Raw genomic sequence first — 23931 nt, forward strand, 5'->3', positions numbered from 1 at the left:
AGATGCTTCCGGCGGTTTTTTCATGATCTGAATCAGGTTTTCTCCGCGCTGCGGAGGCGCGTTTCGGGAAGAAAGCTCTCCGGCAGAAAAGCGGGATTGCCGCCTTCGATTTGTGCCAGCACCGCCTTGGCCATCAGGTGCGCAATGCCGAAGCCGATCTTGAAGCCGCCGGTCGCGAGGAACGTGTTCCGGAAACCCGGAAGCGGGCCGATAAGCGGATCGCGGCCTGCCGCCTTGGGACGGATGCCGGCCCAGCGTTCGATCGTCGCTGCACCTTCGAGCGCTGGAGAAAGAGCTTTGGCGGCGGCGATTACGGCATCGAGCTTTTCGTCAGTCGACCCGGGGTCATCGAAGGAATTTTCCGAGGTGGAGCCGACGGCGACATCGCCGCTGTCATGCGCGATCACGTAAACGCCGTCGTCGTAGAGGATCGGGGCGGCAGGGTCGACCGGCCGCACCGGGCGGAGCAGGGCGGCCTGCCCCTTCACGCCCGTGCCCATAGATTGTTCAAATCCGGAACCAATCAGCGCGAAACTTTGCCAACCGGTTGCCAGGACGATGTGACCCGCGGAGATCCGGTCGCCACCGGCCAGACGGACCGTTCCGTCCGGATCCAGCGTTTCGACAGCGGTGTTTTCGCGGATGTCGACGGAATGGCGCCGGAAACCTTCGGCGAGCGCGGCGAGGAGCTTGCGCGGATCGACGCGCGCGGACAGATCGTCGTAATTCGCGCCGAACGGCATCGTATCCGCCGGCAGCCAGCGCGGAAGCGGCGTCTCGTCGAGAACGCGCCAGCGAAAGGGATGCGGCCAGTTCGTTTCGGAGGCTTTTGCCCAGTTTTCCGCGAAGGGGCGCTTGCGGGCGACGCGGACCGGCATCAGGCGGCCGCAACGCAGGTAACCGGCCGAAAGACCGGTGAAATCCTCCAGCTCCGCGATTTCTTCTTCCAGCGCCAGCAAGCCGTCGAGCTGGAACTGCTTCTTGCCGTCCCAGCCGGTCGGCTGATGCGGCATGAGCGCCCCCATGACGCCGCCGCTCGCGCCGGCACCGAGGCCGCGTTTCTCGATCAGAACGACCGACAGGCCTTGCCGCGCGGCGTAGAATGCAGTCCAAAGGCCGGTGACCCCTCCGCCGATCACGGCGAGGTCGTAGGTGTTTTCTGCCGCTTTGGCGCTGATGGATTGCATGGTGATGGCTGAACTGAAACGGGACGAGTTATCCTGGCTCGAAGGCGATATGCCGTTTTCGGAGCGGTTTGGCGACCATTTTTATTCGCGCGCCGACGGGCGGGCGGAATGCCATCACGTGTTCATGGGCGGAAACGGGCTGCCGGAGCGCTGGAATAATGCCGGAAATTTCACGATCGGCGAACTCGGCTTCGGCACCGGTCTGAATTTCCTCGAGACGTGGCGGACATGGCGTGCCTGCCGCGGACCGGACCAGATGCTCGATTTCGTGTCCTTCGAGGCCTATCCGATGGAGGGCGCCGCTATCGCGCGTGCCCTGTCCCGCTGGCCCGAACTCGCGGAACTGGCGGAACTCTTGCTCGAAAAATGGCCGGCACTTACGGACGAACCAGACCGGTGGGCCATGGACGGGCAGACCGGACTGACGGTCGTCGCCGGCGAGGCGCTCAACGGCGTGCGGAACTGGAACGGCAAGGCGGACGCGTGGTATCTCGACGGTTTCGCGCCAGCGAAAAATCCGGAGATGTGGTCGGCGGATCTGATGCAGGCGGTTGCCGACAGGACGCAGCCCGGCGGGACATTCGCGAGCTACACGGCGGCGGGCTGGGTACGACGCAATCTTCAGGCCGCCGGTTTCGCGGTCGAAAAGCGTCCCGGTCATGCAGGGAAGCGCGAGATGATTTGCGGCGTCAAAGACGCCTAGTCTTTCCAGGCGACGACGAGCCAGCCCGGGATCGGCTGGCCCTGTTCCATGCGCACCGTGATCGGCTCGAATGTGGTGATGCGGTTGAATCCGTGCCGCGCCAGCAATTCCTTCAGATAGAGCGCGCTGTGCGCAAAGCGCTGGTTCGGTGTCACCCGCCACGATTTTCCGGCCAATTCCTCATCGGTCATCGTTTCGGAGGAAAACGCGAAGCAGGCGCCGGGGCCGGTGTTGGCGGCGACGCCCTCGAACAGTGGTTCGAGCGCGCCGACATAGGGCAGCACGTCGGTGGCGACGACGAGGTCGAAGGGTGCGTAGTCGTCGCTTTCCTCCGTTTGCCGGGCTTTCTGCCACTCGTCGAGGAAGTGGACGGCCTCGTTGACGAAGAGCGCGTCGTAGCAGGCGCGCTCGTCGGCCATGTCGACCATCTTTTCGGAAATGTCGACGCCGGTCGCGTGATCGCACAGCTCAGCGAGCATCATGCCGGACAGCCCGGTGCCGCAGCCGAGATCGAGCATGCGGGAAAAATGCAGGCCGGGCTCGGCCGAGAGTATCCCGGCCAGTTGCATCGGCACCGCGTAACCGAGATCGCCGGTCAGGATATCGTCGAAGACCTCGGCATGTTGGTCGAACAGGGTCGCGACATAGGCGTCGGGCGCCTTTTGCGGTTCGTCGCCGAGGCCCATCGACGCTAGGCGCACCGAAGCGCCGCAGCGGTCTTCGGGATCGATTTCGAGGCAGGCGCGGTAGAGTTCGGCCGCCCGTTCGCTTTCCCCGGATTTTTCCAGTTCGAGGGCCTGGTTGTAGGCTTCGGAAAGCCGGTCGAAATCCGCGCCGGACAGCATGTGACGAGGTCTTTCTTAACCAGTTGCGCCAAGCCCTGCTTAACCATGGCATTTAGCCAAATGTCAAAGCGAAGCGTGTATCCTCTTCGAAATTGGGGTCTGATTCGAGATACGGGGACAGGCTATGGATAATTACGAGCATGCACTGCCGATCGCGCAGCTGATCGCGAAAAAGTCGATCACCGATGCGGACGTTCTTCACTTGCGCCGCGAGGTCTATCGCAACGGCATCGTCAACCGAGAGGAAGCGCGCGACGTGTTCGCGCTCGACCATCTCGTGACGGACAAGCCGGAAAGCTGGCGCGAATTCTTCGTCGAGGCAATCGCGGATTACCTGGTCGAGCAGGAAGCGCCGCGTGGCTATATATCCGAAGCGAATGCCGAATGGCTGATCGAAGCGGTCTCCAAGGACGGCATCGTCGATCACCGCACCGAACTGGAACTGCTGATCAAGGCGATGGAACGGGCCGACAGCGTACCGGCGCATCTCGCCGCGTTCGCGCTGAACCAGGTCGCGCTCGCCGTCGTCGAGGGCAAGGGCATCATCGCGCGCAACCGGACGCTGACGCCGGGCGTGATCGGCGAAGACGAGGTCGAACTGCTGCGGCGCATCCTGTATGCGTCCGGCGGCCATGGCAGCGTCGCGATCACCCGCGAGGAAGCCGAAGTGCTGTTCGAGATCAACGACCGTACGAGCGAGGCCGAAAACCACCTGTCGTGGACCGAGCTCTTCACCAAGGCTGTCGCCTGTTCGCTGATGGCTGCGTCGGGCTACGCGGCGCCGAGCCGCGAGGAGGCGCTGCGGCGCGAGGAATGGCTTGGCGACACGTCGGTCAATCTCGGCGGATTCTTTTCGCGGATGTTCTCCGGCAGTCTCAGCGCCCACATGGACGCCGTGCGGGCGGAAACCGGTTCGGAAGCCTATTACGGCAGCCGCAACGCCGAACAGGCGCAGCAGCGCGCCTCAAGCGAAAAGATCGATGCCGGCGAGGCCGCGTGGCTGGCCGATCGCATCGGCCGGGACGGTGCGCTGCATGACAACGAAAAGGCGCTGCTGGCTTTCCTGAAGAAGGAATCGCCGCAAATTCATCCGGCGCTGCAGACGCTCCTCGACAAAGTCGCCTAGTTATCTGGCCGCCGCTGCAGGCGTAACAGTTCGTCTTCGATACGGCTCAGGTTCGCGCCGGTTTCCTCGTGAAGCCGGCGCACTTTTTCGAACTGGCCGCGCAGGACGTTGATGGCGTCGTTGCGCGGATCGTCAGGCGGGGCTTCACCGACGCCATGCAGCAACCAGGGCGTCGATACGTTGAGGATGCCGGCGATCATCGAAAGCCGGTTGGCGCGCGGCTCCGAGCGGTCGCTTTCCCAGGCCTGAACGGTGGCGGTCTTGACGCCGAGGCGGCGTGCGAACTGCGCGGCCGTCATGCCGCTGGAATCGCGGGCGCGCGACAGGCGTCCGCCGAGTGTGTCTATGTCAGGCGCGTTCGTGAAGATGTTGGTTTCGGTCATAATGGTCCCGTTATCCGGTTTTTGCGCCAAGCCGTTCGGCATGCCAGCGCAGGTGGTCCTCCATGAAGGTGGAGATGAAGTTATAGGAATGATCGTAGCCCGGCTGCATGCGCAGCGTCAGGGGAATGCCCGATTTGCGGCATGCAGCCTCGAAGAGATGCGGCATGAGGCCGCTTTCCAGGAACTGGTCGGCATCGCCCTGGTCGATCAGGAACTCGTCAAAGCGTTTGCCGTCCTCGACCAGCATGCAGGCGTCATGGGCGCGCCACGCCGCGGAATCGGCGCCGAGATACTGCTCGAAGGCGTTTTTCGCCCAGTCGGCCTTCGAGGGCGCGACGATCGGCGCGAAAGCGGAGCAGCTGCGGAAACGGTCGGGATTGTTGAGCGCGATGGTGAGCGCGCCGTGCCCGCCCATCGAATGGCCGAAAATTGCCTGCCGGTCCATATCGACCGGGAACTCGCCGGCAACGAGCCGGGGCAGTTCGTCGGTGATGTAGGAATACATCCGGTAATTCTTCGCCCAGGGGGCTTGCGTCGCGTCGACATAGAAGCCGGCTCCGGTGCCGATCTGCCAATTGTCCTTCTCGTCATGGATGTCGCCGCCGCGCGGGCTGGTGTCCGGGCAGACGATGACGAGGCCGAGTTCGGCCGCGGTACGGCGGTATTCGCCCTTGTCCATGACGTTCTGGTGCGTGCAGGTCAGCCCGGAAAGGTACCAGACAACCGGGCAGGGCGCGGTTTCGGCCTGCGGCGGAACGAAGACCGCGAAGGTCATCTCGCAGGCCGTCGTCGCGGCGTCATGCGCATAGACGCCCTGGATGCCGCCGAAGGCCTTTGATCGGGAAATCGTTTTCATCAATCTTTCCTGGTTCATTCCTGTGACGGTTTCATCGCGCGGCGGCAGACACGGTCCAGCGCCTGAAGGAAGGCGGAACGGTCATCGCGCGAAAATGCCCGGTTGAAGCCGCGATCCTCGCCGGTCTCGCGCAGGTGCTGCTTGAAGTCGCGCATCGCGACGGCCATGCCGATGGATTCCGGCGTGTGTTCGCGGCCGCTGTTCCCAAGTACATGCGCACCCTTTTCGACGCAACGGGCCGCCAGCGGAATATCCTGCGTGATGACGATATCTCCGGATCTTGCGTGCTCGGCGATCCAGTCGTCGGCCGCATCGGCGGATTTCGGCACAACGACATGGCGGATTAACGGATCGCGCGACGGGCGCAGCCCGCCATTGGCAACAAAGGTGACGACGAGCCCGTGGCGTTCGCCGACCTTCACGACCTCTTCCTTGACCGGGCACGCATCGGCGTCGACGTAGATGACCGGGGCTGACATGTCACTCATTGGCTGCAGGCTGGCGTTCCGTTCACGAATGGCGCTCGCGGGCAAGCGCCGCGCCGGCGCCAAGCGCCTCCAGCTTGGCGGCTGCCACCTGACGCGAGAGCGGGGCCATGCCGCAATTGGTGCATGGATAGATTCGCTCCTTGTCGGCATATTTCATCGCTTCCTCGATGGTCGCTGCGACGGCTTGCGGCGTCTCGATCTCGTTGGTGGCGACATCGATACAGCCGACCAGAAGATCCTTGTCCGGCAGCAGCCCGATCAGCGATATCGGCACATGGGAATTGGCGCATTCAAGCGAGACCTGCTGGATCTTCGAGGCGTTGAGCGGCGGGAAGATTTCCTCGTATTGGCGCCATTCGCTGCCGAGGGTCTCCTTCCACTTGATGTTGGCGTCGATGCCGTAGCCGTAGCAAATATGGACCGCCGTGGTGCATTTCAGTCCCCGCGCGGCACGTTCCAGTGCCGCGACGCCCCATTCCTTGACGTCGTCCATGAAGACGTTGAAAGCCGGTTCGTCGAACTGGATCGTGTCGACGCCAACAGCTTCGAGATCCAGCGCCTCCTCGTTGAGGATCTCGGCAAACGCCATGGCCATGTCGGCACGTTTGCCGAAATGGCCGTCGGCGAGCGTGTCGCAGATCGTCATCGGGCCGGGCAGGGTGAATTTCAGGCCCTTTTTCGTGTGCTCGCGGCAGAAGGCGGCCTCGTCGCGATGGACAGGCCGGCTTCGCTTCAACGGTCCGGTGACGGTCGGAACGTCGACCACGTAGCGGTTGTTGCGGATACCCATCCTGGTCTTCAGGTCCCAGTCGATGCCCTGAACGGTTTCCAGGAAACCGTGCACGAAATGGGTGCGGAACTGCTCGCCGTCATTGACGATCTCGATGCCGGCGTCTTCCTGCAGCTTAATCCAGATTAGTGCGGCGTCCCGCTTCGCCTGATCGAGTTCGGCGCCCTCGAGCTTCCATTTCGGCCAGAGTTTCTCGGTCTCGGCGAGCCAGCCGGGTTTCGGCAGGCTTCCGGCGGTAGTCGGTCTGAACAGCATCATGTGATCCAATTCCTCGGTGTTGGGACGGCGGTTTCGGCGTACCGCACCTCATGAAGTCGGGATGGCGACCAGCGGTCCGGCCTGTTCGATACGGGCGTCGATCTCGTCCAGCGTCGGGTTGGTTTCCTCGATCCATTTCTGGATGTCGAAGAAATCCGTCTCGCTTGCCGCGCGGATCTGCGGGACGACGAACGGTGGCGCGCCGAGCGCCTCCGGCATGGTGGGGCCGGCCCAGTGCGGGCCGCCGAGATTGATCGCGGCATACATGGCGCTTGCCTTGATCGCGGGGACACCGCCGGTCCTGCAGGCATCGCGGAACATGCGGTGCGTTTCCTTGTCGGTTTCCGTGCGCGTCACGCAGTAATGGTCGTGGACGACGGAAGCGCGGCGATAATCGCCGACAAAGGGCGGGCCGAAAGCCGTCCAGAATATCTGCGGGATCGATGCGCCGTCGATCTTCGCGCCCGAAGGCACATTCCAGTGCTTGCCGGACGGGTCGACATAGGCAAAGGGCGCGGTCAGTTCCATCACCCTGTCAGGGCCGGGATTGGAAAGCCATCGAACGTCCACATCACCTATAAAATGACCAGCCATGGCCGTTCCTCCCGCGGGGTCTTGGCGCGGACCCAAATGGTGCCGCGCCGGAACCACCCAGCCCGGCTAGAACTCTACCACAGCGCGGATCGACTTGCCTTCGTGCATCAGATCGAAGCCCTTGTTGATCTCCTCGAGCTTCAGCTTGTGGGTGATCATCGGATCGATCTCGATCTTGCCCTCGACATACCACTCGACGATCTTCGGCACGTCGGTGCGGCCGCGCGCGCCGCCGAATGCAGTGCCTTTCCAGGAACGGCCGGTGACGAGCTGGAACGGGCGGGTGGAGATTTCCTGGCCGGCGCCAGCGACGCCGATGATGATCGATTCACCCCAGCCGCGATGCGAACATTCCAGCGCCTGGCGCATCACCGTCGTGTTGCCGGTGCAGTCGAAGGTGTAATCGGCGCCGCCGATCTGGTCGGCGCCGCGCTTCGTCATGTTGACGATCTCGGTGACGACGTTGTCGACTTCCTTCGGATTGACGAAATGCGTCATGCCGAAGCGCTCGCCCCATTCCTTCTTTGAGTTGTTGAGGTCGACGCCGATGATCATGTCCGCGCCGGCGAGCTTCAGACCCTGGATGACGTTGAGGCCGATGCCGCCGAGGCCGAACACGGCCGCCGTCGCGCCGATCTCGACCTTGGCGGTATTGATGACAGCGCCGATGCCGGTCGTCACGCCGCAGCCGATATAGCAGATCGTGTCGAACGGCGCGTCGGGATTGACCTTGGCGACGGCGATCTCGGGCAGGACGGTGAAATTGGAGAAGGTCGAGCAGCCCATGTAGTGGTGGATCGGCTTGCCGTCGAGCGAGAAGCGCGAGGTGCCGTCGGGCATCAGGCCCTGGCCCTGGGTGGCGCGGATGGCGGTGCAGAGATTGGTCTTGCGCGACAGGCAGGACGGGCATTCGCGGCATTCCGGCGTATAGAGCGGGATGACGTGATCGCCCTTCTTTACCGTGGTAACGCCGGGGCCGACATCGACGACGACGCCCGCGCCTTCATGGCCGAGAATGGCCGGAAACAGGCCCTCTGGATCGGCACCGGACAGCGTGAATTCGTCGGTGTGGCAGATGCCCGTCGCCTTGATCTCGACCAGAACCTCGCCGGCCTTCGGGCCTTCGAGATCGACTTCGACGATTTCCAGCGGTTTACCGGCTTCGAATGCGACTGCGGCGCGCGTCTTCATGCGTAATCTCCCGTGTTGACCGGGCGGACATTTTCAGGAATTGGCTGCCGTTTCAACCCGGAAGCGACCCGCGACGGCGTTATCATCGCTTGCATGCCGGCGGGGGCGTGAGAGAGTGGCGTGATGAGCGAAGCGAGAGATATCGACGCCGGGCAGATCGCCGACAATCACCTTCGGGGCATGGCCGTTTGCGCGGCCGGAATGCTGATTGTTCCATTGATGGATGCCGTGGCCAAGTGGCTCGCGGTCATGGAAGGCGTATCGCCTGGTCAGATTACGCTGGCGCGGTTCGCCGTTCAGGCGGCGCTCGCGGTGCCGCTTGCCGTCGCTGCGGGCGGGATCGCCGGATTATGGCCGAAGCGCCCGCTCCTGAATCTCGTTCGCGGCGCCATCCTGGCGACATCGAGCCTGATGTTCTTCCTCGCGGTGAAATACATGCCGCTCGCCGATTCGATCGCGGTGTTCTTCGTCGAGCCATTGATCCTGACCGTGCTGTCGGTTGTTTTCCTGCGCGAGACGGTCGGCTGGCGGCGGATATCCGCGGTGATCGTCGGTTTCGCCGGCGCGCTGATCGTCATCCAGCCGAGTTTCGCGCTGTTCGGGCCAGTGTCGCTGCTGCCGCTCGGCACGGCGACGCTGTTTGCGAGCTACCTGATCCTGAACCGGGCGGCGGGCACGCGCGACAACGCGATGACGATGCAGGTGGCGGCGGGCGTCGGCGGGTCGCTGGTGATCCTTGCAGCGATCGGCGCGGGCACGTCTGCGGGCATAGAGAACATGGAACTGCGTTTCGACTACCCGGCATCGATCTGGGGTCTCCTGGTGCTGATGGGTGCCCTCGGCATGGCCGGGCACCATTTGATTCTGCTCGCCTTCCGGATCGCGCCGGCTTCGTTGCTGGCGCCGTTCCAGTATCTGGAGATCGTCAGCGCGGCGACGGCGGGCGTGGTGCTGTTCGGCGATTTCCCGAGCCTTTCAAAGTGGGCCGGTATCGCGATGATCGTCGGCGCGGGACTCTTCGTCTTCTGGCGCGAGAGCCGACAGCAGGGGATCGATTTACCACCGCGCAACCTTGTTTGAGGATTCTGCGGCGGCGGAAACGCTTCGCGAAGGCGGCGCGCCCTATATTCCGGGCGATCGTATCAGGAGCGTCCATGCCGCCCGTCGCCTTTCTGCTTATCGGTACCTGCCTTTTGTTGTGGCTGGTCATGTCCGCGCCTGTGGGACGGCGAACGGTTCGCCGCAGGATCGTTGCCCGGGTCGCGCCGTCGCGCCTGTGGGACGCGCTGTACCCGTTCGGGCGCGATTTCGGCTGGAACGGCGCGGTGAGCGATGTCCGTGCGACCGGTCCGGCTGCCGGACGCATGGTGACATCGCATATGGGTCGCGACGGCAGTCCGATCGAACGCGATTTCGAAATCATTGACGAGATACCGGGCGAGCGGTTCACGCTGCGCTACACGAATGACACCTCGCTGGCGCAAAGCTTCTGGGACAATCACGAGATGAAGGTTTCGGTCGCTTCGACGCCGGACGGCAAGGCGGTCGCCGAGATCGAGGAAACGGACAAGTATCGCGGCATCGCCTTTCTCGTTTTCCGCTTCTTCGCCTTGCGACGCCAGGCGCTGAAATTGAAGCGCTGGGCCGAAACCGGGCAGTTCCGGCCTGGCGGGCTGTTCGAGCATCCGGTGACGCAGGTCGGCATGGGCGTGCTGTCGGCCTTGGCGATGTGGCCGTTTTTCGGGCTCCACGCGCAGGGATTTTTCCTCGCAGCGACCTTGACCACCGTCGTTGCCTTGCATGAACTTGGCCATATGGCGGCTTTCCGGATGATGGGGCACACCAAGGCGCGGATGATCTTCCTGCCGCTGCTTGGCGGTATCGCGCTCGGCGGGCGGCCCTATGACAAGCATTTCGAGATCGGATTTTCGGCCTTGATGGGGGCCGGATTCTCGGCTTTTCCGGTGGCCGCGCTGGTGTGGTGGCACGTGGAATTCGTCCCGAATTCCGACGGTCTCCTCGACGAGGTGATCGTCATCGCGGCGCTGTTCAATCTCGGCAATCTGATGCCGGTATGGAAGTTCGACGGCGGCCAGGTCGTGCGCCAGATTTTCCGCGGCGCCGCCGGCCAGGCAGCGACCGCATTCCTGATGCTCGGTATCATGATGGCCACCGGCATTGCGGTCGGCTTCTCGGCAAGGGTGATGATCCTGTGCGGCGCAGTGCTGGCCGGGCTGAGCCTGATCACCACGACGTCCGGCGTGAAACCGAAGACCGCGCTTGTGCCGATGAGCGATCCCGAACGCGCGGCGCTCGGCGCGGCCCTTCTGGCGGTGACCGCCATTCACGCGCTTGCGGTCATCTGGGGCGTGCGACTGATCTTCTACTAGGGTGAGGCAGGGCCGAAAACCTCGCGGAAAGCGTCGAGCAGGGCGAGATCGAGATCGTTCATCGTCACCGGCAGGCCGAGATCGACCAGGCTGGTAACGCCGTGGTCGGCGATGCCGCAGGGCACGATGCCGCCGTAATGCGCAAGATCCGGCTCGTGATTGATGGCGATGCCGTGGAACGACACCCATTTGCGCAGGCGGATGCCGATGGCGGCAATCTTGTCCTCGGCGGGCTGGCCGGGAACGGTGCACGGCTTTTCCGGGCGGACGACCCAGACACCGACCCGGTCCTCGCGCCGCTCGCCCTTGACGTTGAAACTGTCGAGCGTCCGGATGATCCATTCCTCGAGCGCGGCGACGAATGCGCGCACGTCCTCACGGCGGCGCTTCAGATCGAGCATGACGTAGGCCACGCGCTGGCCGGGGCCGTGATAGGTGTATTCGCCGCCGCGTCCCGTCTGGAAGACCGGGAGACGGTCCGGCGTGACGAGATCCTTCGGGTCGGCGCTTGTGCCGGCGGTATAAAGGGGAGGGTGTTCGACCAGCCAGACGAGTTCGCGCGCCGTGCCTGCGCGGATCGCGGCGGCGCGGGCTTCCATTTCGGCGACGGCGGTCTCGTAATCGGTCAGGCCATCGGAAATGCGCCATTCGACCGGCGGCGAACCGTCTGCGGGAAAGAACAGGTTTTTCGCCGCGATCGCGTCGCGGTCGGCGGGTCTTGCGGGGCGCGCCATGGTATCTGACATGGCGAAGATTTGGGCCATCGCGCCGCGCGTTGCAAGCCTTTCGGGCAATCCCCGCATGCGCGGGAAGAAAGCGCAGGCCGAACCATCAAAAAACTGTCACGCAGGCTTGTGCGCGCATATGCGATTTGCTAAGTGCGCCGGGCCGGTTTTCCCGGCTTTCGTCTTTGGCTTGCGGTCGTGGCGGAATTGGTAGACGCGCAGCGTTGAGGTCGCTGTGGGGCAACCCGTGGAAGTTCGAGTCTTCTCGACCGCACCAAGGCCTAATTTCCGACAACGCAGAAAATCGATGCTTCCGCCGAGGAGCGCGGTCTTGCGTTTATCGACTCCACGAAAATTTTAAATCGGCGCCGCCTTGTATTTTCCGGCTGGCGGCACCATATTCGGGTGGTCGATTAGTGGCAAGAAATTCGATATCTGCGCAGTTTTACTCGCCAAGGTCGATCAATTCAAACCCAAAAACTCGATTTTTATCTTCGGCAATACTGCCGTCGAGTATTCTATATTTTTGGAAGGGTCTGTCATGACCACAGGAACAGTCAAATTCTTTAATCTCCAAAAGGGTTTTGGATTCATCGAGCCCGATGATGGCGGCAACGACGCGTTCGTGCATATCAGCGCGGTCGAACGTGCCGGGATGAGCAGCCTGCGCGAAGGACAAAAGGTCGAGTACGAACTCGTTGCCGACCGCAAGAGCGGCAAGATGTCGGCTGACAATCTCAACGACCTGAGCTAATTGCGATGCGCCGATCCGGGCGCTCAGCGCACGGGATCGGCGCATCCTCCCCATCGCAGTCATCGTTATCGCAAGCCGATCGGTCGTAGCCGTCCGTCCGGCAAGGAGAAAGAGTCATGGCTAAACGGCCCAAGCGTCCCAATTACCCACCGAAGAAACGCAATCCCGCCAAGGGAGGACGCGAAGATTCGCGCGTGCTTTCTCCGGAAACCAAGGCAACCCTGGATCGTATCTTCAGCACGGCGAAGAAAGCCTGATCACCAACGTGGATGCGGCCGCGGGAATAAGGACCTGACCGATGCGTTATCTTGGCGGAATTTCCGGAAACGGCATGCTCAAATGCAAGGGCGTCGAAGTCGCCGATGTTTCCTATGATTTCGAGGGTTATTCCCGGAAAATGGGCGACATAACGGCTTCCGGCGAGATCAAGCTGGAGTCTGTTGCATTGCAGGCGTTGTTCGGACGGTCCGACGTTCAGCTGCTCACCGAGGATGGCCGTCTGCTCGACCTGAGATTTTCGGACAAGGATTTGCGGGAGCCGGGCGTCGCTCATGTGGACGTGTCAGGCGACCTGCCAACCGCGAAAAACTGGCGCCGCTGACAATCCGTCCGGCGCGGCGTTAAACCGTTTCCTTTTCCGCATCGATCGGCTTCGACATTTCCAGCACGTGCGGTTGATCGGCGCCAGGGGCTTCGCCGGGCGTCGAGACGAGATTGGCGACCCGTTCGAGCGCGGCCAGGATCATCGCCTGCTCGTAGTCGGGAATGAGCGCGAATTCCTCGGAAAACTTCTGGTGCAGCGGGTCGGGCGCCGAATGCAGCGCGGTCTTGCCGGCATCGGTCAGCGAGACCCAGTATTTGCGCCGGTCGCTTTCGCTGCGCCGGCGCGACACATAGTCCATCTGCGCCAGCTTCTCGATCAGCGCGGTCGCGGTGGCCGGAGCGACGCCTGCGCGGCGCGCAATCATCATTGGCGTTATTTCGGTGGTGTCCTCGATTATCTGCAGGACGATCATCTGCTGGACGCTAAGCCCGGTCGCCTTGGCTACTGCGCGGACATTGTTGTCGGCGGCGCTCAAAACGCGGCGCAGGGCGATCAGGCAACTAACGGCGCGGTCTTCCATATCTTTGTCTTCATACGCTGCAATCCCGCGATCATGGGCGAATCGAAGGGCGGGCGCAATCCGATTCTTCGAAGGGCGAATTACCTTGAACGCAGATTCGCCGGAAAAGTTTCATTCTTCGAAATATTCCTTATGTCCCGAACTGCGATAGCCAATTTCTTTTTGTGCAAAGCACTGATAAATATGAGTTATCTCCTTTCTCTAAAATTATTCGATGTTTCACTGTTGAAAGTTTCGGGACGATCCATATTGTTCGGAAACCAAAAGAAGAAGAGGAAATCCATGCAGATCGATCAACTGCGCAGCGCAATGCGGGAACGCGCGGCATCCAAGCTCACATTCCGAAGTCCGCAGGCTGAGGACGGTTCCGATATCTGGCAGCTTATCCGCGATTGCGGGCCGCTGGACGACAACTCGATGTATTGCAACCTGCTGCAGTGCGATCATTTCGCCGATACCTGCGTGGTGGCCGAGATCGATGGCGAAATCGCCGGCTGGATTTCCGCCTACATCCTGCCGGGTGAGCCCGACACGCTGTTCGTCTGGCAAGTGGCTGTGGCCGAGAAGGCGCGCGGCAGGGGTGTGGCGAAAAAGATGCTTCAGGATATTGTTTCGCGTGACTGCTGCGCCGATGTGACAAAACTGAAAACCACCATCACCAAGGACAACGAGGCGAGCTGGGCGCTGTTCCGCGCATTCGCGGACCGCATGGACGCACCGCTCGATCACGAGGCGCATTATACCCGTGAAGACCATTTCGATGGCGATCATGCCACCGAGCACATGGTTACGATCGGCGATTTCGGCGCGCGCAAGAGCGCAGCCGCCTGACGCCCCCGTCATTCGCCCCCGAAAACAATCCAAACTCCAGAGGTTCTCATGACCACCGTGACAACGGCAGGCCCGGACGTGTTCGAACGCCGGGAATCGGAAGCGCGCAGCTATTGCCGCAGCTTCCCGACGACATTCAAATCCGCGGCAAACGCGACGCTAACCGACGTCGACGGCCGCAGCTATACCGATTTCCTGGCCGGCTGCTCGTCGCTCAATTACGGGCATAACGACCCGGACATGAAGGCGGCGCTGATCGACTACATCGCCAGTGACGGCGTGACGCACGGTCTCGACATGCAGACCGAGGCGAAGGCCGCCTTCATCGAGACGTTCGAGCGGCTGGTTCTCAAGCCGCGCGGCATGGACCACAAGATCATGTTCACCGGCCCGACCGGCACCAACGCCGTGGAAGCGGCGATGAAGCTGGCGCGCAAGGTGACCGGCCGGCAGACGATCATCGCCTTCACCAACGGCTTTCACGGCATGACGATGGGCGCGCTCGGCGCAACGGGCAATGAGTCGAAACGCAGCGGCGCCGGTGGCGCGTCGCTCGGCGATATTGCGCGGATGCCGTATGAGGGCGCTTTCGGCCCCGACGCCGATACGCTGACGCAGATCGAAATTCTGCTCGACAATCCGTCGAGCGGCTATGACGCGCCGGCGGCCTTTATCGTCGAGCCGGTGCAGGGCGAGGGCGGTCTCAATGCCGCCTCCAAGGAATGGATGCAGGGCATCGCGCGTCTCGCCAGAAAGCATGGCGCGCTGCTGATCGTCGACGAGATCCAGGCCGGGATCGGCCGGACCGGGGGCTTTTTCTCGTTCGATGAATTCGGCATCGAGCCGGACCTGATCCCACTCGCCAAGTCGCTGTCGGGAATGGGGCTGCCTCTCGCCGTGCTGCTCATCAAGCAGGAGCACGACATCTGGAAGCCGGCGGAGCACAACGGCACGTTCCGCGGCAACAACCATGCTTTCGTGACGGCGCGTGTAGCGCTGGAGAAATTCTGGTCAGACGGCAAATTTGCCGGCTCCGTGCGCGAGAAGGCTGACTACCTTGAACAGCGGCTCGATGCGATGCGGATGCATGTCTCCGGTTCGCGCCTGAAGGGCCGCGGCATGATGCGCGGCATCGATTTCGGTTCGGGCGATCTTGCCGCGACGATCTGCGCGGAGTGCTTCCGCAACGGGCTGATCATCGAAACGTCGGGCGCCGAGGACGAGGTCGTCAAGGTGCTGGCGCCGTTGACCATTCCGGCGGAGCAGTTCGCCGCCGGCCTCGACATTCTCGAAAACGCGATCGCGGCGGCAGTTTCGCCGAACCGTATCGCCGCCGAATAGGAGAATTCTCATGATCATTCGCGACATGAACGAACTGAAGAACACGGAACGCACGGTATCCGATGCGCGCTGGACGTCGATCCGCATGCTGCTCGCCGATGACGGGATGGGGTTCAGCTTCCACATCACCATCATCGAGCCCGGCTCTGAGCACACGTTCCATTACAAGAACCATTTCGAGAGCGTCTATTGCATATCGGGCACGGGCTCGATCGAGGACTTGGCGACGGGCGAAGTGCACGAGATCAAACCGGGGGTGATGTATGCGCTGGACAAGCACGACAAGCACACGCTGCGCGCCACAGAGGAACTGGTGCTCGCCTGCTGCTTCAATCCGCCGGTGACCGGCACGGAAGTGCACCAGGCGGACGGTTCCTACGCCGCGCCGGCCGAAGCGGTGGCCTGACGGGATTTCATCAAGAAAAACAAAAGGCGGCGCGCCGGGCGGCGTGCCGAACAAAATCATGAGCAATCACACAGTCGAGAAAATCGGCGGGACGTCGATGAGCCGTTCGGACGAACTGATCGACACGATTTTCCTGAAACGAAACGCGGAGGGCGATCTCTACAACCGGGTGTTTGTCGTGTCCGCCTATGGCGGCATCACAAATCTGCTGCTTGAAGACAAGAAGACCGGCGCGCCGGGCGTCTTCGGCCTTTTCGCCGCATCCGACAGCAACCACGCATGGAGCGATGCGCTCGACAAGGCGGCCGAGAAAATGGCCGCCGCGCATGAGCGGCTGCTCGGCCATCCGGCCGACCGGAAGATCGCCGACGACTTCCTGCGTGAACGTATCGAGGGCGCGCGCAGTTGCCTGATCGACCTGCAACGGCTCTGTTCCTACGGGCATTTCCAGCTCAACGAGCACATGATGACGATCCGCGAATTGCTGTCGGGTCTCGGCGAAGCCCATTCGGCACACACGACGGCGCTGATGTTGCAGCGGCGCGGCCTCAATGCGCGATTCATCGATCTCACCGGCTGGCGCGACGAAAGCCAGCCGACGCTGGAAGAGCGGATCGGCGCGGCGCTCGCGGATGTCGAACTCGCCCGCGAATTGCCGGTCGTGACCGGTTACGCCCAGTGCAAGGAAGGGCTCGTGAAGCTGTTCGACCGCGGCTACACGGAAGTCACCTTCGCGCGGATCGCGGCGTCGACCGGCGCGCGCGAAGCGGTGATCCACAAGGAATTCCACCTTTCCAGCGCCGATCCGAAAATCGTCGGCGCCGATGCCGTGCGCAAGATCGGCCAGACCAATTTCGACGTCGCCGATCAGCTTTCGAATCTGGGCATGGAGGCGATCCATCCGCGCGCGGCCAAGACGTTGCGCCAGGCGGGTATTCCGCTGCGCGTCGCCAATGCCTTCGACGCGGATGATCCCGGCACTCTGATCGACGCGGAACTGAGCGGCGAACCGCGGGTGGAAATGGTCACCGGCCTGAACGTTTTGGCGCTGGAGGTGTTCGAGCAGGACATGGTCGGTGTGAAGGGATACGACGCGACGATCCTGAAGGCGTTGACGCGCCACAAGGTGCGCATCGTGTCGAAGAACTCCAACGCCAATACAATCACCCACTATGTCGACGCGTCGCTGAAGGCCGTGCGGCGCGTGGAGGACGAGATCGCGGACGCCTATCCATCGGCGCGCATTCACGTGCGCAAGGTGGCGCTGGTGTCGGCGGTCGGGCGCAACCTGGAAGGCGTGTCCGCCGGGTTTCGCGGTGCGGCGGCGCTGGACGAGGCCGGGATCGGCCCGATCGCCATGCAGCAATCCGGCCGCCCGGTCGATGTGCAGTTCATTGTCAAGGCGGACGAGAAGGACGATGCAATCCGGGCGCTGCATTATGCGCTGGTGGAAAGCGAGGCGGGAGAGCTCCGCGACGCGCCGGTCCTGCGCTCGGTGGCGTAGCTACCGGACGAGAATCGTTGATCTGAAACGGGGCGCCGATGGCGCCCCGTTTTGGGCGCGTTGCCTATGGTTTGGCTTTCTGCTAGCGCCGCGGCTTTATCACGGAGATTGTTCGGCGACATGAATCGGATGGAAGTACCTAACTCTCCCGACCAGCTGACTTGGACTGTCGATGGGCTGACCATCGCCGGAATGGCGTGGGGCCCCGGGGACGGACATCCTGTGCTGGCGTTGCATGGATGGCTGGACAATGCCGCGAGCTTCGAGGTGCTGGCGCCAATGCTCAAGGGGTGCCGCGTGGTAGCGCTCGACCTGACGGGCCATGGGCTGAGCGATCACCGTTCGGATGATGCGACCTATCTGATCTGGGACGACATCCCGCAATTGCTGAAAGTCATCGACCGTCTCGGCTGGAAAGATTGCACGATCATGGGGCACTCCCGCGGTGCGATGATTGCGACCCTGCTGACGGCCACAATGCCGGAGCACATTCGTTCGCTGATTACACTGGACGGACTGGTGCCGGACCCGCAGGAAGACGCGGACTTTGTCCACCAATTGCGGGACAGCCTCAGATATACCGCGCGGATCGCCACGCGATCGCAAAGGCATTTTTCCTCGGTCGAAGACTTCGTCGAGCGCCGGGAACGCTACGGCGTTACCCGCAAGATCGCGGAGAGGTTCGCCGCGCGCGCATTGGAAAAGACCGAAGACGGTTTTTTGCTGCGCGGCGATCAACGTCTCTACAGCCCGTCGGCGATCAAGCTGAACAACCGGCAGATCGAAGCGGTCCTGCGCGCTCTCTCCGTACCTGTCCTGAACGTATGGGCGAGTGACGGGCTGGTGAAGCGCGACTGGGCGGCCGACTCGATGACGATGGCGGAGACCACAATCGACGACCTGACGACGGTCACTGTTGACGGGCATCACCATTTCCACATGGAACCGGGCCCGGCAGCGGCAATCGCCAAACACGTGCTCGGGTTTGTCGCCAAGGTCGTAATAGGGCCGCGAAGCACCGGATAGTCCCGGGTTTACTTGCGCGAGGCCATTGCCTACATAGCGCGCATTGTTCACCACCCGCGCTCGTATGCGGGACTGGAAAAGGAGACCTGACCATGGCTGACGCCGTTTCACTTACATTTCCCGATGGTTCCGTGAAAAAGTTCGATGCCGGCACGACCGGCCGCGATGTCGCGGAATCGATTTCCAAATCGCTGGCCAAGAAGGCCGTCGCCATCGCGCTCGACGGCGATCTGCGCGACCTTGCCGACCCGGTGGCCGATGGCGCGATCGAAATCGTGACGCGCGACGATCCGCGCGCACTCGAACTGATCCGTCATGATGCGGCCCATGTGATGGCCGAAGCCGTGCAGGAATTGTGGCCGGGCACGCAGGTCACGATCGGCCCGGTGATCGAGAACGGTTTCTACTACGATTTCAAGCGGATCGATCCGGACACCCGCGAGGACTGGCCGTTCACGCCGGAAGACCTGCCGGTGATCGAAAAGAAGATGCGCGAGATCATCCAGCGCAATTCGCCCTTCACCAAGGAAGTGTGGAGCCGCGACAAGGCGCGCGACGTCTTCGCCGACATGGGTGAGGCCTACAAGGTGGAACTGGTCGACGCCATTCCCGACGACCAGGATCTCAAGATCTACAAGCAGGGCGAATGGTTCGATCTGTGCCGCGGTCCGCACATGGACTCGACCGGGCGGATCGGTTCGGCGTTCAAGCTGATGAAGGTCGCCGGCGCCTATTGGCGCGGCGATTCGACCAAGCCGATGCTGACGCGAATCTATGGGACCGCCTGGGCCAACCAGAAGGAACTCGACGACTATCTGCACATGCTCGAAGAGGCGGAAAAACGCGACCATCGCCGTCTCGGCCGCGAGATGGACCTGTTCCATTTCCAGGAAGAGGGGCCGGGCGTCGTCTTCTGGCACGCCAAGGGCTGGCGGATGTTCCAGAACCTGCTCGCCTATATGCGCCGGCGCATCGAGGATACCTATGACGAGGTGAACGCGCCGCAGGTACTCGACAATTCGCTGTGGCAGATATCGGGCCACTGGGGCTGGTACCGCGAAAACATGTTCGCGGTCACCTGCGCCGACGAGGAGGCCGAGGACAACCGCGTCTTCGCGCTGAAGCCGATGAACTGCCCCGGCCACGTCCAGATATTCAAGCACGGGCTGAAATCCTACCGCGAACTGCCGATCCGGATGGCCGAGTTCGGCGCGGTGCATCGTTACGAGCCGTCCGGCGCGCTGCACGGGCTGATGCGGGTGCGCGGCTTCACGCAGGACGACGCGCATATCTTCTGCACCGAGGACCAGCTGGAAGCGGAAATCCTGAAGATCAACGACCTGATGATGTCGGTCTATCAGGATTTCGGTTTCGAAGAAGTGGTGGTCAAGCTGGCGACGCGGCCGGAAAAACGTGTCGGATCGGACGAGAGCTGGGATCACGCCGAGGACATCCTGAAGCGCTCGCTGGCGCGGATGGCGCGCGAGGACAACCGGATCAAGACCGGCATCAACGAGGGCGAGGGCACGTTCTACGGACCGAAGTTCGAATATACGCTGCGGGACGCCATCGGGCGCGAGTGGCAGTGCGGCACGACCCAGGTCGATTTCAACCTGCCGGAGCGTTTCGGCGCCTTCTACATCGACAAGGACTCCGAAAAGAAGCAGCCGGTGATGGTGCACCGCGCGATCGTCGGGTCGCTGGAACGCTTCCTCGGCATCCTGATCGAGAGCCATGCCGGCCATTTCCCGCTGTGGTTCGCGCCGGTGCAGGTGGTTGTCGCGACGATCACGCAGGACGCCGACGATTACGCGACCGACGTGGCCAGGAAGCTGAAGGACGCGGGCCTTCAGGTGCAGACCGATCTGCGCAACGAGAAGATCAACTACAAGATCCGCGAGCACTCGCTCGCCAAGGTCCCGGTCATTCTCGTTTGCGGCCGTCGCGAGGCGGAGGAGGGCACCGTCAATGTGCGGCGGCTCGGTTCGCAGAACCAGGTATCGAAGACGGTCGACGAAATCACCGTGGAACTCGTCGACGAGGCGACGCCGCCGGATATCAAGCGCAAGCGCGGCATGTGACACCTGCATGACGAAACGCGAGGAACCGGCGGGGAAAACCGCCGGTTTCTTGCTTGCAACTCGACTTCGATGCATCACCTTTGTACAGATAATGCGGGTGGAGATTAGGCGCGGATGACGAGAGCCGTCCGATTTGCAGAACTGTCCTATGCACGGCCGGATGATCCGCCTTTCAGGCGCTGGATCATCCGAACGATCGAGAACTGGTCCGGTCGCGAGCGGCTTGCCGATCTCTACGAGTACTGGCGAAACGAGATTTTCGGCAAGAGCGACAGCGTCTTCACCGAGATGCTGAGCCTGATCGAGGTGAAGCTCCGGGCCGACGGCCAGTGGCCACCGGCGAAAATTCCCGATACGCCGATCGTGATGGTTGCCAATCATCCGTATGGCATCGGCGACGGGATCGCATTTTTGTCGCTGGCCGAGCATCTCGGCCGGCCGTTTCGCGTCATCATCAACAACGACCTGCTTAAAGTGCCGGAAATCCGGCCCTATTCGTTGCCGATCTCGTTCGAGGAGACGAAGGAAGCCGTGGCGCTCAACCTGCAGACACGCAGGGAAGCGGTGCGGCTTTTAAAGGAAGGCGTTACGATCGTGATCTTTCCGGCCGGTGGCGTCGCCACAGCACACAAGGGGCTCGGACGCGCCGAGGACCTGCCGTGGAAGATGTTTACCGGGCGGCTGATCCAGGCGGCGCATGCCTCGGTGATCCCGGTCTATTTCGAAGGCCAGAACGGCCGCCTGTTTCATCTCGTCAGCCAGTTCTCGCTGACGCTGCGCACCTCGTTGTTGATCCGCGAGTTCCAGCGCCTCTACGGCAAGCAGATCAAGGCCTGGATCGGCAATATCATGCCATGGGACGAACTGGCCGGGATCGATGACCGCAAGGTGTTGCTGGACCGCATCCACGAGGCGGTCTTCTCGCTCGATCCCAATCCGCGCCGCCGCCGCGCCGGCGGTCCGCCGGCATTGCCGAGCGCTATTGAGTGATCTGCTCGGCGGTCTCGGTATCGACCTTGACCACGATATCGCGGCCCGGCCGGATCTTGATGTCGCGCTGATAGACGTGGTTCTTGTTCTTGGCGATGACGGTGTAGTCGCCGGCGGCGAGGATCATGGTCGGAAAGGCGCCGACATTTTCGGCGATCACGTCCCCCGATGCGCCGAGGATCGACCATGCGGTATCGGCAAGCGGAAAGCCGCCTTCGCCGCGCACGAGGTTCAGCGTGACCTGGGCGGCACGGTGTTCGACCTTCGCCGTCGTCGTCTTGCCTGCCTCCACGCGGATATCGGCGCGGATCGTGGCGTTCACGTCGCCGTAGTTGGAAACGACGTGATAGGTGCCGGCATTGAGGCGAACGGTGCGTCCCGGGCGGACATTGGGCAGGATCAGCTGGCGTTCGCCGTTCTCGTTTTCCTTGGAGTCGTAGATGTTGAAGGTCAGCTTGTCCTTGCGCATCGGAATGTTGTCGGGAAGAACGCCTTCGAGGCGAAGTCCGCCGGCATTCAGCACCATGGTCTCATGGCGCGGTTCGGCGCCAATCGTGACGCGGGTGGTGGCTCCGGCACGGCCGAAGGCCGCGTGGACAAGATAGCTGCCGGGGCTGAGTTGCAGGCGGGTCGACCCGCCCTTGGCCGTCGCAAGGAGGGGCAGCTTGCCGTCGGCGTCGGGACTCGAGCCGAATATGCGCCAGATCAGCCCTTTGCGGATGACGCCCGTATCGTCGGCGAGTTGTGCGTCGAGGAACAGTTCGGTGGCGGTGCCTTGCGCCAGCGCGCCGGGCGACACGGTCGCGGGCGCATAGTTGACGATTCCGGGGAGGTCGAGTTTGCCGATGAAGGGTGCGTCCTGGTCCTGCGCCCGACCCGGCAGCGTCAGCGCAAGAAAAGCGCCCAACACCATGAGAACGCGTCTTGATTTCGGCAGGCTAGATCGCATGTATCGAATTCCGTCCCTTGCCGCTTCGATGATTCCCTTGGCGCTGGCAATTTAAAGACCGTTACGCCATATCGAACCAGACCCATAAGCCAAATTCGAGCATTTTCGTGACTATGACCATTTCCCTTGCCGATTACCTGAAATCCCGCCGTTCCGTTCCGTTGACGATGATTACCGGTCCCGGGCCCGACGAAAGCCAGTTGCGCGAGATGCTCTCGATTGCGGCGCGCAGTCCTGACCACGGGCGGCTGGAGCCCTGGCGCTTCATCATCTACCGTGAGGCCGCCGGCCGGGAGATCGGCGAAAAGCTTGCCGTCCGGGCGCAGGAACGCAATGGCCCGATGCCGGAAGACCAGATCGAACGCGAACGCAATCGCCTGTGCCGCGCCCCGGTGGCGGTCGGCGTGGTGTCGTCCGCCAAGGAAAGCGACAAGATCCCGGACTGGGAGCAGTTCCTTTCCGCCGGCGCCGTCGCGATGAACCTGCTGCATGCCGCAGCCGCCTCCGGCTTCGCGGCGAACTGGGTCACCGGGTGGTACAGCGACGACGAGAAGGGCCGGGCGATCCTCGGTCTCGCGCCGCATGAACGCATGGCGGGCATTGTCCATATCGGCTCGTGCGACCGCGAAATCGCGGACCGCCCGCGCCCGGACATCGATACACTCATCTCGGACTATGCCGGCGAATACGGGGGTTAGCGGGTGTTTTTCGAACCTTCGAAAGGTCATGGTCTGCCGCGCAACCCGTTCAAGGCGATCGTTGCGCCGCGCCCGATCGGCTGGATCTCGACACGGGCGGGCGACGGCACGCCCAACCTTGCGCCCTATTCCTTCTTCAACGCTGTTTGCGACACGCCGCCGATCGTGATGTTTTCCTCAAGCGGCCGGAAGGACAGCGTTTCGATCATCGAGGAAACGGGCGAATTCGTCTGCAATTTTGTCGGGGAAAAACAGTTCAAGGCGATGAGCCAGACGTCATTTGCCTATGAGCGCGGTATCTCGGAGTTCGCCGAGGCGGGGCTCGCGGAAGCCGAATGCCGGCTGGTGAAGGCACCGCGCGTGGCGGGCGCGCCGGCGGCGCTCGAATGCGCTGTCACCGAGATATCCCGTCTCAAGGACAGAAACGGCGACGTCACAGGCAACTGGGCCGTGTTCGGCGAGGTAATCGGCGTGCATATCGACGACTCGATGCTGACGGACGGATTCTTCGATCTCGCCAAGGCGAAGCCGGTGACGCGGCTCGGCTATCTCGATTACGGGATGGCGCCCGAAATCGTGACGCTGCCGCGGCCGACAACCGGTTAATGTTGCCTTGGCAAACATGGTGAACGAAAAGTAAACCATTTGCGCCTAGCGTGAGTCCCCGAAGACAGGGTCAGGGGAATCGCTC

Annotated in this window: 27 protein-coding genes and 1 tRNA gene; 17 read left to right on the forward strand and 11 right to left on the reverse strand. The window is 62.5% G+C overall.

What is annotated here, in order from left to right; genetic code table 11:
- Positions 1-32: 32 nt before the first annotated feature.
- A complete protein-coding gene (locus IG169_RS18200) occupies positions 33-1187 on the reverse strand; it encodes an NAD(P)/FAD-dependent oxidoreductase (RefSeq protein ID WP_193177659.1) in 1155 nt (384 codons plus the stop codon).
- Between IG169_RS18200 and mnmC2 the strand changes: the two genes are divergently transcribed.
- Entirely contained in the window at positions 1186-1890 is a 705-nt protein-coding gene (gene mnmC2 / locus IG169_RS18205) for a tRNA (5-methylaminomethyl-2-thiouridine)(34)-methyltransferase MnmC2 (protein WP_193177660.1), read from the forward strand. The genes IG169_RS18200 and mnmC2 overlap by 2 nt on opposite strands.
- Here mnmC2 and IG169_RS18210 read toward each other — a convergent pair.
- Positions 1887-2735 carry a methyltransferase gene (locus IG169_RS18210; protein WP_193177661.1) on the reverse strand — a complete coding sequence of 283 codons (849 nt, stop codon included), beginning with the start codon at positions 2733-2735 and terminating at the stop codon, positions 1887-1889. The genes mnmC2 and IG169_RS18210 overlap by 4 nt on opposite strands.
- 124 nt (positions 2736-2859) lie before the next feature.
- Between IG169_RS18210 and IG169_RS18215 the strand changes: the two genes are divergently transcribed.
- Positions 2860-3861, forward strand: coding sequence for a hypothetical protein (locus IG169_RS18215; RefSeq protein ID WP_193177662.1), 1002 nt, complete (start codon positions 2860-2862; stop codon positions 3859-3861).
- On the opposite strand, the gene IG169_RS18220 is transcribed toward IG169_RS18215, so the two are convergent.
- The 6 genes from IG169_RS18220 to IG169_RS18245 form a co-directional block, all read right to left on the reverse strand.
- Positions 3858-4244, reverse strand: coding sequence for a helix-turn-helix domain-containing protein (locus IG169_RS18220; RefSeq protein ID WP_193177663.1), 387 nt, complete (start codon positions 4242-4244; stop codon positions 3858-3860). The two genes, IG169_RS18215 and IG169_RS18220, sit on opposite strands and share 4 nt — an antisense overlap.
- 10 nt (positions 4245-4254) lie before the next feature.
- Positions 4255-5100, reverse strand: coding sequence for an S-formylglutathione hydrolase (gene fghA / locus IG169_RS18225; RefSeq protein WP_193177664.1), 846 nt, complete (start codon positions 5098-5100; stop codon positions 4255-4257).
- 14 nt (positions 5101-5114) lie between these two features.
- Positions 5115-5579: a YaiI/YqxD family protein gene (locus IG169_RS18230; protein ID WP_193177665.1), complete on the reverse strand. Its 465-nt coding sequence runs from the start codon at positions 5577-5579 to the stop codon at positions 5115-5117.
- A 31-nt stretch (positions 5580-5610) separates the two neighbouring features.
- A complete protein-coding gene (locus IG169_RS18235) occupies positions 5611-6633 on the reverse strand; it encodes a methionine synthase (RefSeq protein ID WP_193177744.1) in 1023 nt (340 codons plus the stop codon).
- A 51-nt stretch (positions 6634-6684) separates the two neighbouring features.
- On the reverse strand, positions 6685-7230 hold the full coding sequence (locus IG169_RS18240) for a DUF1353 domain-containing protein (RefSeq protein WP_193177666.1): 546 nt from the start codon (positions 7228-7230) through the stop codon (positions 6685-6687).
- A 66-nt stretch (positions 7231-7296) separates the two neighbouring features.
- Positions 7297-8421, reverse strand: a complete 1125-nt coding sequence (locus tag IG169_RS18245; protein ID WP_193177667.1) for an S-(hydroxymethyl)glutathione dehydrogenase/class III alcohol dehydrogenase — start codon at positions 8419-8421, stop codon at positions 7297-7299.
- 123 nt (positions 8422-8544) lie between these two features.
- Here IG169_RS18245 and IG169_RS18250 point away from each other — a divergent pair, with 123 nt between their 5' ends.
- Both IG169_RS18250 and IG169_RS18255 read left to right on the forward strand, forming a co-directional pair.
- Entirely contained in the window at positions 8545-9501 is a 957-nt protein-coding gene (locus IG169_RS18250; protein WP_193177668.1) for a DMT family transporter, read from the forward strand.
- Positions 9502-9575: 74 nt separating this feature from the next.
- A complete protein-coding gene (locus tag IG169_RS18255) occupies positions 9576-10811 on the forward strand; it encodes a zinc metalloprotease (protein WP_193177669.1) in 1236 nt (411 codons plus the stop codon).
- Here the strand turns inward: IG169_RS18255 and lipB are convergent.
- Entirely contained in the window at positions 10808-11545 is a 738-nt protein-coding gene (lipB, locus tag IG169_RS18260) for a lipoyl(octanoyl) transferase LipB (RefSeq protein ID WP_428982265.1), read from the reverse strand. The genes IG169_RS18255 and lipB overlap by 4 nt on opposite strands.
- Positions 11546-11728: 183 nt before the next feature.
- On the opposite strand from lipB, the gene IG169_RS18265 reads away from it, so the two are divergent.
- The 4 genes from IG169_RS18265 to IG169_RS18280 all read left to right on the forward strand — a co-directional run bounded on the left by IG169_RS18265 (position 11729) and on the right by IG169_RS18280 (position 12891).
- Positions 11729-11813 (forward strand) — tRNA-Leu (locus tag IG169_RS18265).
- A 264-nt stretch (positions 11814-12077) separates the two neighbouring features.
- Entirely contained in the window at positions 12078-12290 is a 213-nt protein-coding gene (locus IG169_RS18270) for a cold-shock protein (protein WP_193177745.1), read from the forward strand.
- Positions 12291-12406: 116 nt separating this feature from the next.
- On the forward strand, positions 12407-12547 hold the full coding sequence (locus tag IG169_RS18275; RefSeq protein ID WP_193177671.1) for a hypothetical protein: 141 nt from the start codon (positions 12407-12409) through the stop codon (positions 12545-12547).
- 41 nt (positions 12548-12588) lie between these two features.
- Positions 12589-12891: a hypothetical protein gene (locus tag IG169_RS18280; RefSeq protein ID WP_193177672.1), complete on the forward strand. Its 303-nt coding sequence runs from the start codon at positions 12589-12591 to the stop codon at positions 12889-12891.
- Positions 12892-12910: 19 nt separating this feature from the next.
- Here IG169_RS18280 and IG169_RS18285 read toward each other — a convergent pair whose 3' ends face one another.
- A complete protein-coding gene (locus tag IG169_RS18285; RefSeq protein WP_193177673.1) occupies positions 12911-13414 on the reverse strand; it encodes a MarR family winged helix-turn-helix transcriptional regulator in 504 nt (167 codons plus the stop codon).
- A gap of 33 nt (positions 13415-13447) precedes the next feature.
- Here IG169_RS18285 and ectA point away from each other — a divergent pair, with 33 nt between their 5' ends.
- The 7 genes from ectA to IG169_RS18320 all read left to right on the forward strand — a co-directional run bounded on the left by ectA (position 13448) and on the right by IG169_RS18320 (position 21593).
- Complete coding sequence (gene ectA, locus IG169_RS18290; RefSeq protein ID WP_246717443.1) at positions 13448-14245, forward strand: diaminobutyrate acetyltransferase; 798 nt, start codon at positions 13448-13450, stop codon at positions 14243-14245.
- 48 nt (positions 14246-14293) lie between these two features.
- The gene (ectB, locus tag IG169_RS18295; RefSeq protein WP_193177674.1) at positions 14294-15586 is read left to right on the forward strand and encodes a diaminobutyrate--2-oxoglutarate transaminase; all 1293 of its coding nucleotides are present in this window, start codon (positions 14294-14296) and stop codon (positions 15584-15586) included.
- A 10-nt stretch (positions 15587-15596) separates the two neighbouring features.
- On the forward strand, positions 15597-15992 hold the full coding sequence (locus IG169_RS18300; RefSeq protein WP_193177675.1) for an ectoine synthase: 396 nt from the start codon (positions 15597-15599) through the stop codon (positions 15990-15992).
- Between the two features lie 58 nt (positions 15993-16050).
- Entirely contained in the window at positions 16051-17496 is a 1446-nt protein-coding gene (locus IG169_RS18305; RefSeq protein WP_193177676.1) for an aspartate kinase, read from the forward strand.
- 120 nt (positions 17497-17616) lie between these two features.
- Positions 17617-18522, forward strand: a complete 906-nt coding sequence (locus tag IG169_RS18310; RefSeq protein ID WP_193177677.1) for an alpha/beta fold hydrolase — start codon at positions 17617-17619, stop codon at positions 18520-18522.
- A gap of 92 nt (positions 18523-18614) precedes the next feature.
- Positions 18615-20603, forward strand: coding sequence for a threonine--tRNA ligase (gene thrS, locus IG169_RS18315; protein WP_193177678.1), 1989 nt, complete (start codon positions 18615-18617; stop codon positions 20601-20603).
- 114 nt (positions 20604-20717) lie between these two features.
- On the forward strand, positions 20718-21593 hold the full coding sequence (locus IG169_RS18320; RefSeq protein WP_193177679.1) for a lysophospholipid acyltransferase family protein: 876 nt from the start codon (positions 20718-20720) through the stop codon (positions 21591-21593).
- On the opposite strand, the gene IG169_RS18325 is transcribed toward IG169_RS18320, so the two are convergent.
- A complete protein-coding gene (locus tag IG169_RS18325; protein WP_246717444.1) occupies positions 21583-22542 on the reverse strand; it encodes a hypothetical protein in 960 nt (319 codons plus the stop codon). The two genes, IG169_RS18320 and IG169_RS18325, sit on opposite strands and share 11 nt — an antisense overlap.
- 113 nt (positions 22543-22655) lie before the next feature.
- On the opposite strand from IG169_RS18325, the gene IG169_RS18330 reads away from it, so the two are divergent.
- Complete coding sequence (locus tag IG169_RS18330) at positions 22656-23240, forward strand: nitroreductase family protein (protein ID WP_193177748.1); 585 nt, start codon at positions 22656-22658, stop codon at positions 23238-23240.
- Between the two features lie 3 nt (positions 23241-23243).
- Positions 23244-23846, forward strand: a complete 603-nt coding sequence (locus IG169_RS18335; protein WP_193177680.1) for a flavin reductase — start codon at positions 23244-23246, stop codon at positions 23844-23846.
- The last annotated feature ends 85 nt before the right edge of the window (positions 23847-23931 follow it).

Origin of the sequence: Oricola nitratireducens, assembly GCF_014904745.1 — a bacterium.
Taxonomy (GTDB): Bacteria; Pseudomonadota; Alphaproteobacteria; order Rhizobiales; family Rhizobiaceae; genus Oricola; species Oricola nitratireducens.

What these genes read in the sequence shown, in the direction of transcription:
- mnmC2 (WP_193177660.1), top strand. Translation starts at nt 1,186, where the DNA reads ATGGTGATGGCTGAACTGAAACGGGACGAGTTATCCTGGCTCGAAGGC.
- IG169_RS18200 (WP_193177659.1), bottom strand. Translation starts at nt 1,187, where the DNA reads ATGCAATCCATCAGCGCCAAAGCGGCAGAAAACACCTACGACCTCGCC.
- IG169_RS18210 (WP_193177661.1), bottom strand. Translation starts at nt 2,735, where the DNA reads ATGCTGTCCGGCGCGGATTTCGACCGGCTTTCCGAAGCCTACAACCAG.
- IG169_RS18215 (WP_193177662.1), top strand. Translation starts at nt 2,860, where the DNA reads ATGGATAATTACGAGCATGCACTGCCGATCGCGCAGCTGATCGCGAAA.
- IG169_RS18220 (WP_193177663.1), bottom strand. Translation starts at nt 4,244, where the DNA reads ATGACCGAAACCAACATCTTCACGAACGCGCCTGACATAGACACACTC.
- fghA (WP_193177664.1), bottom strand. Translation starts at nt 5,100, where the DNA reads ATGAAAACGATTTCCCGATCAAAGGCCTTCGGCGGCATCCAGGGCGTC.
- IG169_RS18230 (WP_193177665.1), bottom strand. Translation starts at nt 5,579, where the DNA reads ATGTCAGCCCCGGTCATCTACGTCGACGCCGATGCGTGCCCGGTCAAG.
- IG169_RS18235 (WP_193177744.1), bottom strand. Translation starts at nt 6,633, where the DNA reads ATGCTGTTCAGACCGACTACCGCCGGAAGCCTGCCGAAACCCGGCTGG.
- IG169_RS18240 (WP_193177666.1), bottom strand. Translation starts at nt 7,230, where the DNA reads ATGGCTGGTCATTTTATAGGTGATGTGGACGTTCGATGGCTTTCCAAT.
- IG169_RS18245 (WP_193177667.1), bottom strand. Translation starts at nt 8,421, where the DNA reads ATGAAGACGCGCGCCGCAGTCGCATTCGAAGCCGGTAAACCGCTGGAA.
- IG169_RS18250 (WP_193177668.1), top strand. Translation starts at nt 8,545, where the DNA reads ATGAGCGAAGCGAGAGATATCGACGCCGGGCAGATCGCCGACAATCAC.
- IG169_RS18255 (WP_193177669.1), top strand. Translation starts at nt 9,576, where the DNA reads ATGCCGCCCGTCGCCTTTCTGCTTATCGGTACCTGCCTTTTGTTGTGG.
- lipB (WP_428982265.1), bottom strand. Translation starts at nt 11,545, where the DNA reads ATGGCGCGCCCCGCAAGACCCGCCGACCGCGACGCGATCGCGGCGAAA.
- IG169_RS18270 (WP_193177745.1), top strand. Translation starts at nt 12,078, where the DNA reads ATGACCACAGGAACAGTCAAATTCTTTAATCTCCAAAAGGGTTTTGGA.
- IG169_RS18275 (WP_193177671.1), top strand. Translation starts at nt 12,407, where the DNA reads ATGGCTAAACGGCCCAAGCGTCCCAATTACCCACCGAAGAAACGCAAT.
- IG169_RS18280 (WP_193177672.1), top strand. Translation starts at nt 12,589, where the DNA reads ATGCGTTATCTTGGCGGAATTTCCGGAAACGGCATGCTCAAATGCAAG.
- IG169_RS18285 (WP_193177673.1), bottom strand. Translation starts at nt 13,414, where the DNA reads ATGGAAGACCGCGCCGTTAGTTGCCTGATCGCCCTGCGCCGCGTTTTG.
- ectA (WP_246717443.1), top strand. Translation starts at nt 13,448, where the DNA reads ATGGGCGAATCGAAGGGCGGGCGCAATCCGATTCTTCGAAGGGCGAAT.
- ectB (WP_193177674.1), top strand. Translation starts at nt 14,294, where the DNA reads ATGACCACCGTGACAACGGCAGGCCCGGACGTGTTCGAACGCCGGGAA.
- IG169_RS18300 (WP_193177675.1), top strand. Translation starts at nt 15,597, where the DNA reads ATGATCATTCGCGACATGAACGAACTGAAGAACACGGAACGCACGGTA.
- IG169_RS18305 (WP_193177676.1), top strand. Translation starts at nt 16,051, where the DNA reads ATGAGCAATCACACAGTCGAGAAAATCGGCGGGACGTCGATGAGCCGT.
- IG169_RS18310 (WP_193177677.1), top strand. Translation starts at nt 17,617, where the DNA reads ATGAATCGGATGGAAGTACCTAACTCTCCCGACCAGCTGACTTGGACT.
- thrS (WP_193177678.1), top strand. Translation starts at nt 18,615, where the DNA reads ATGGCTGACGCCGTTTCACTTACATTTCCCGATGGTTCCGTGAAAAAG.
- IG169_RS18320 (WP_193177679.1), top strand. Translation starts at nt 20,718, where the DNA reads ATGACGAGAGCCGTCCGATTTGCAGAACTGTCCTATGCACGGCCGGAT.
- IG169_RS18325 (WP_246717444.1), bottom strand. Translation starts at nt 22,542, where the DNA reads ATGCGATCTAGCCTGCCGAAATCAAGACGCGTTCTCATGGTGTTGGGC.
- IG169_RS18330 (WP_193177748.1), top strand. Translation starts at nt 22,656, where the DNA reads ATGACCATTTCCCTTGCCGATTACCTGAAATCCCGCCGTTCCGTTCCG.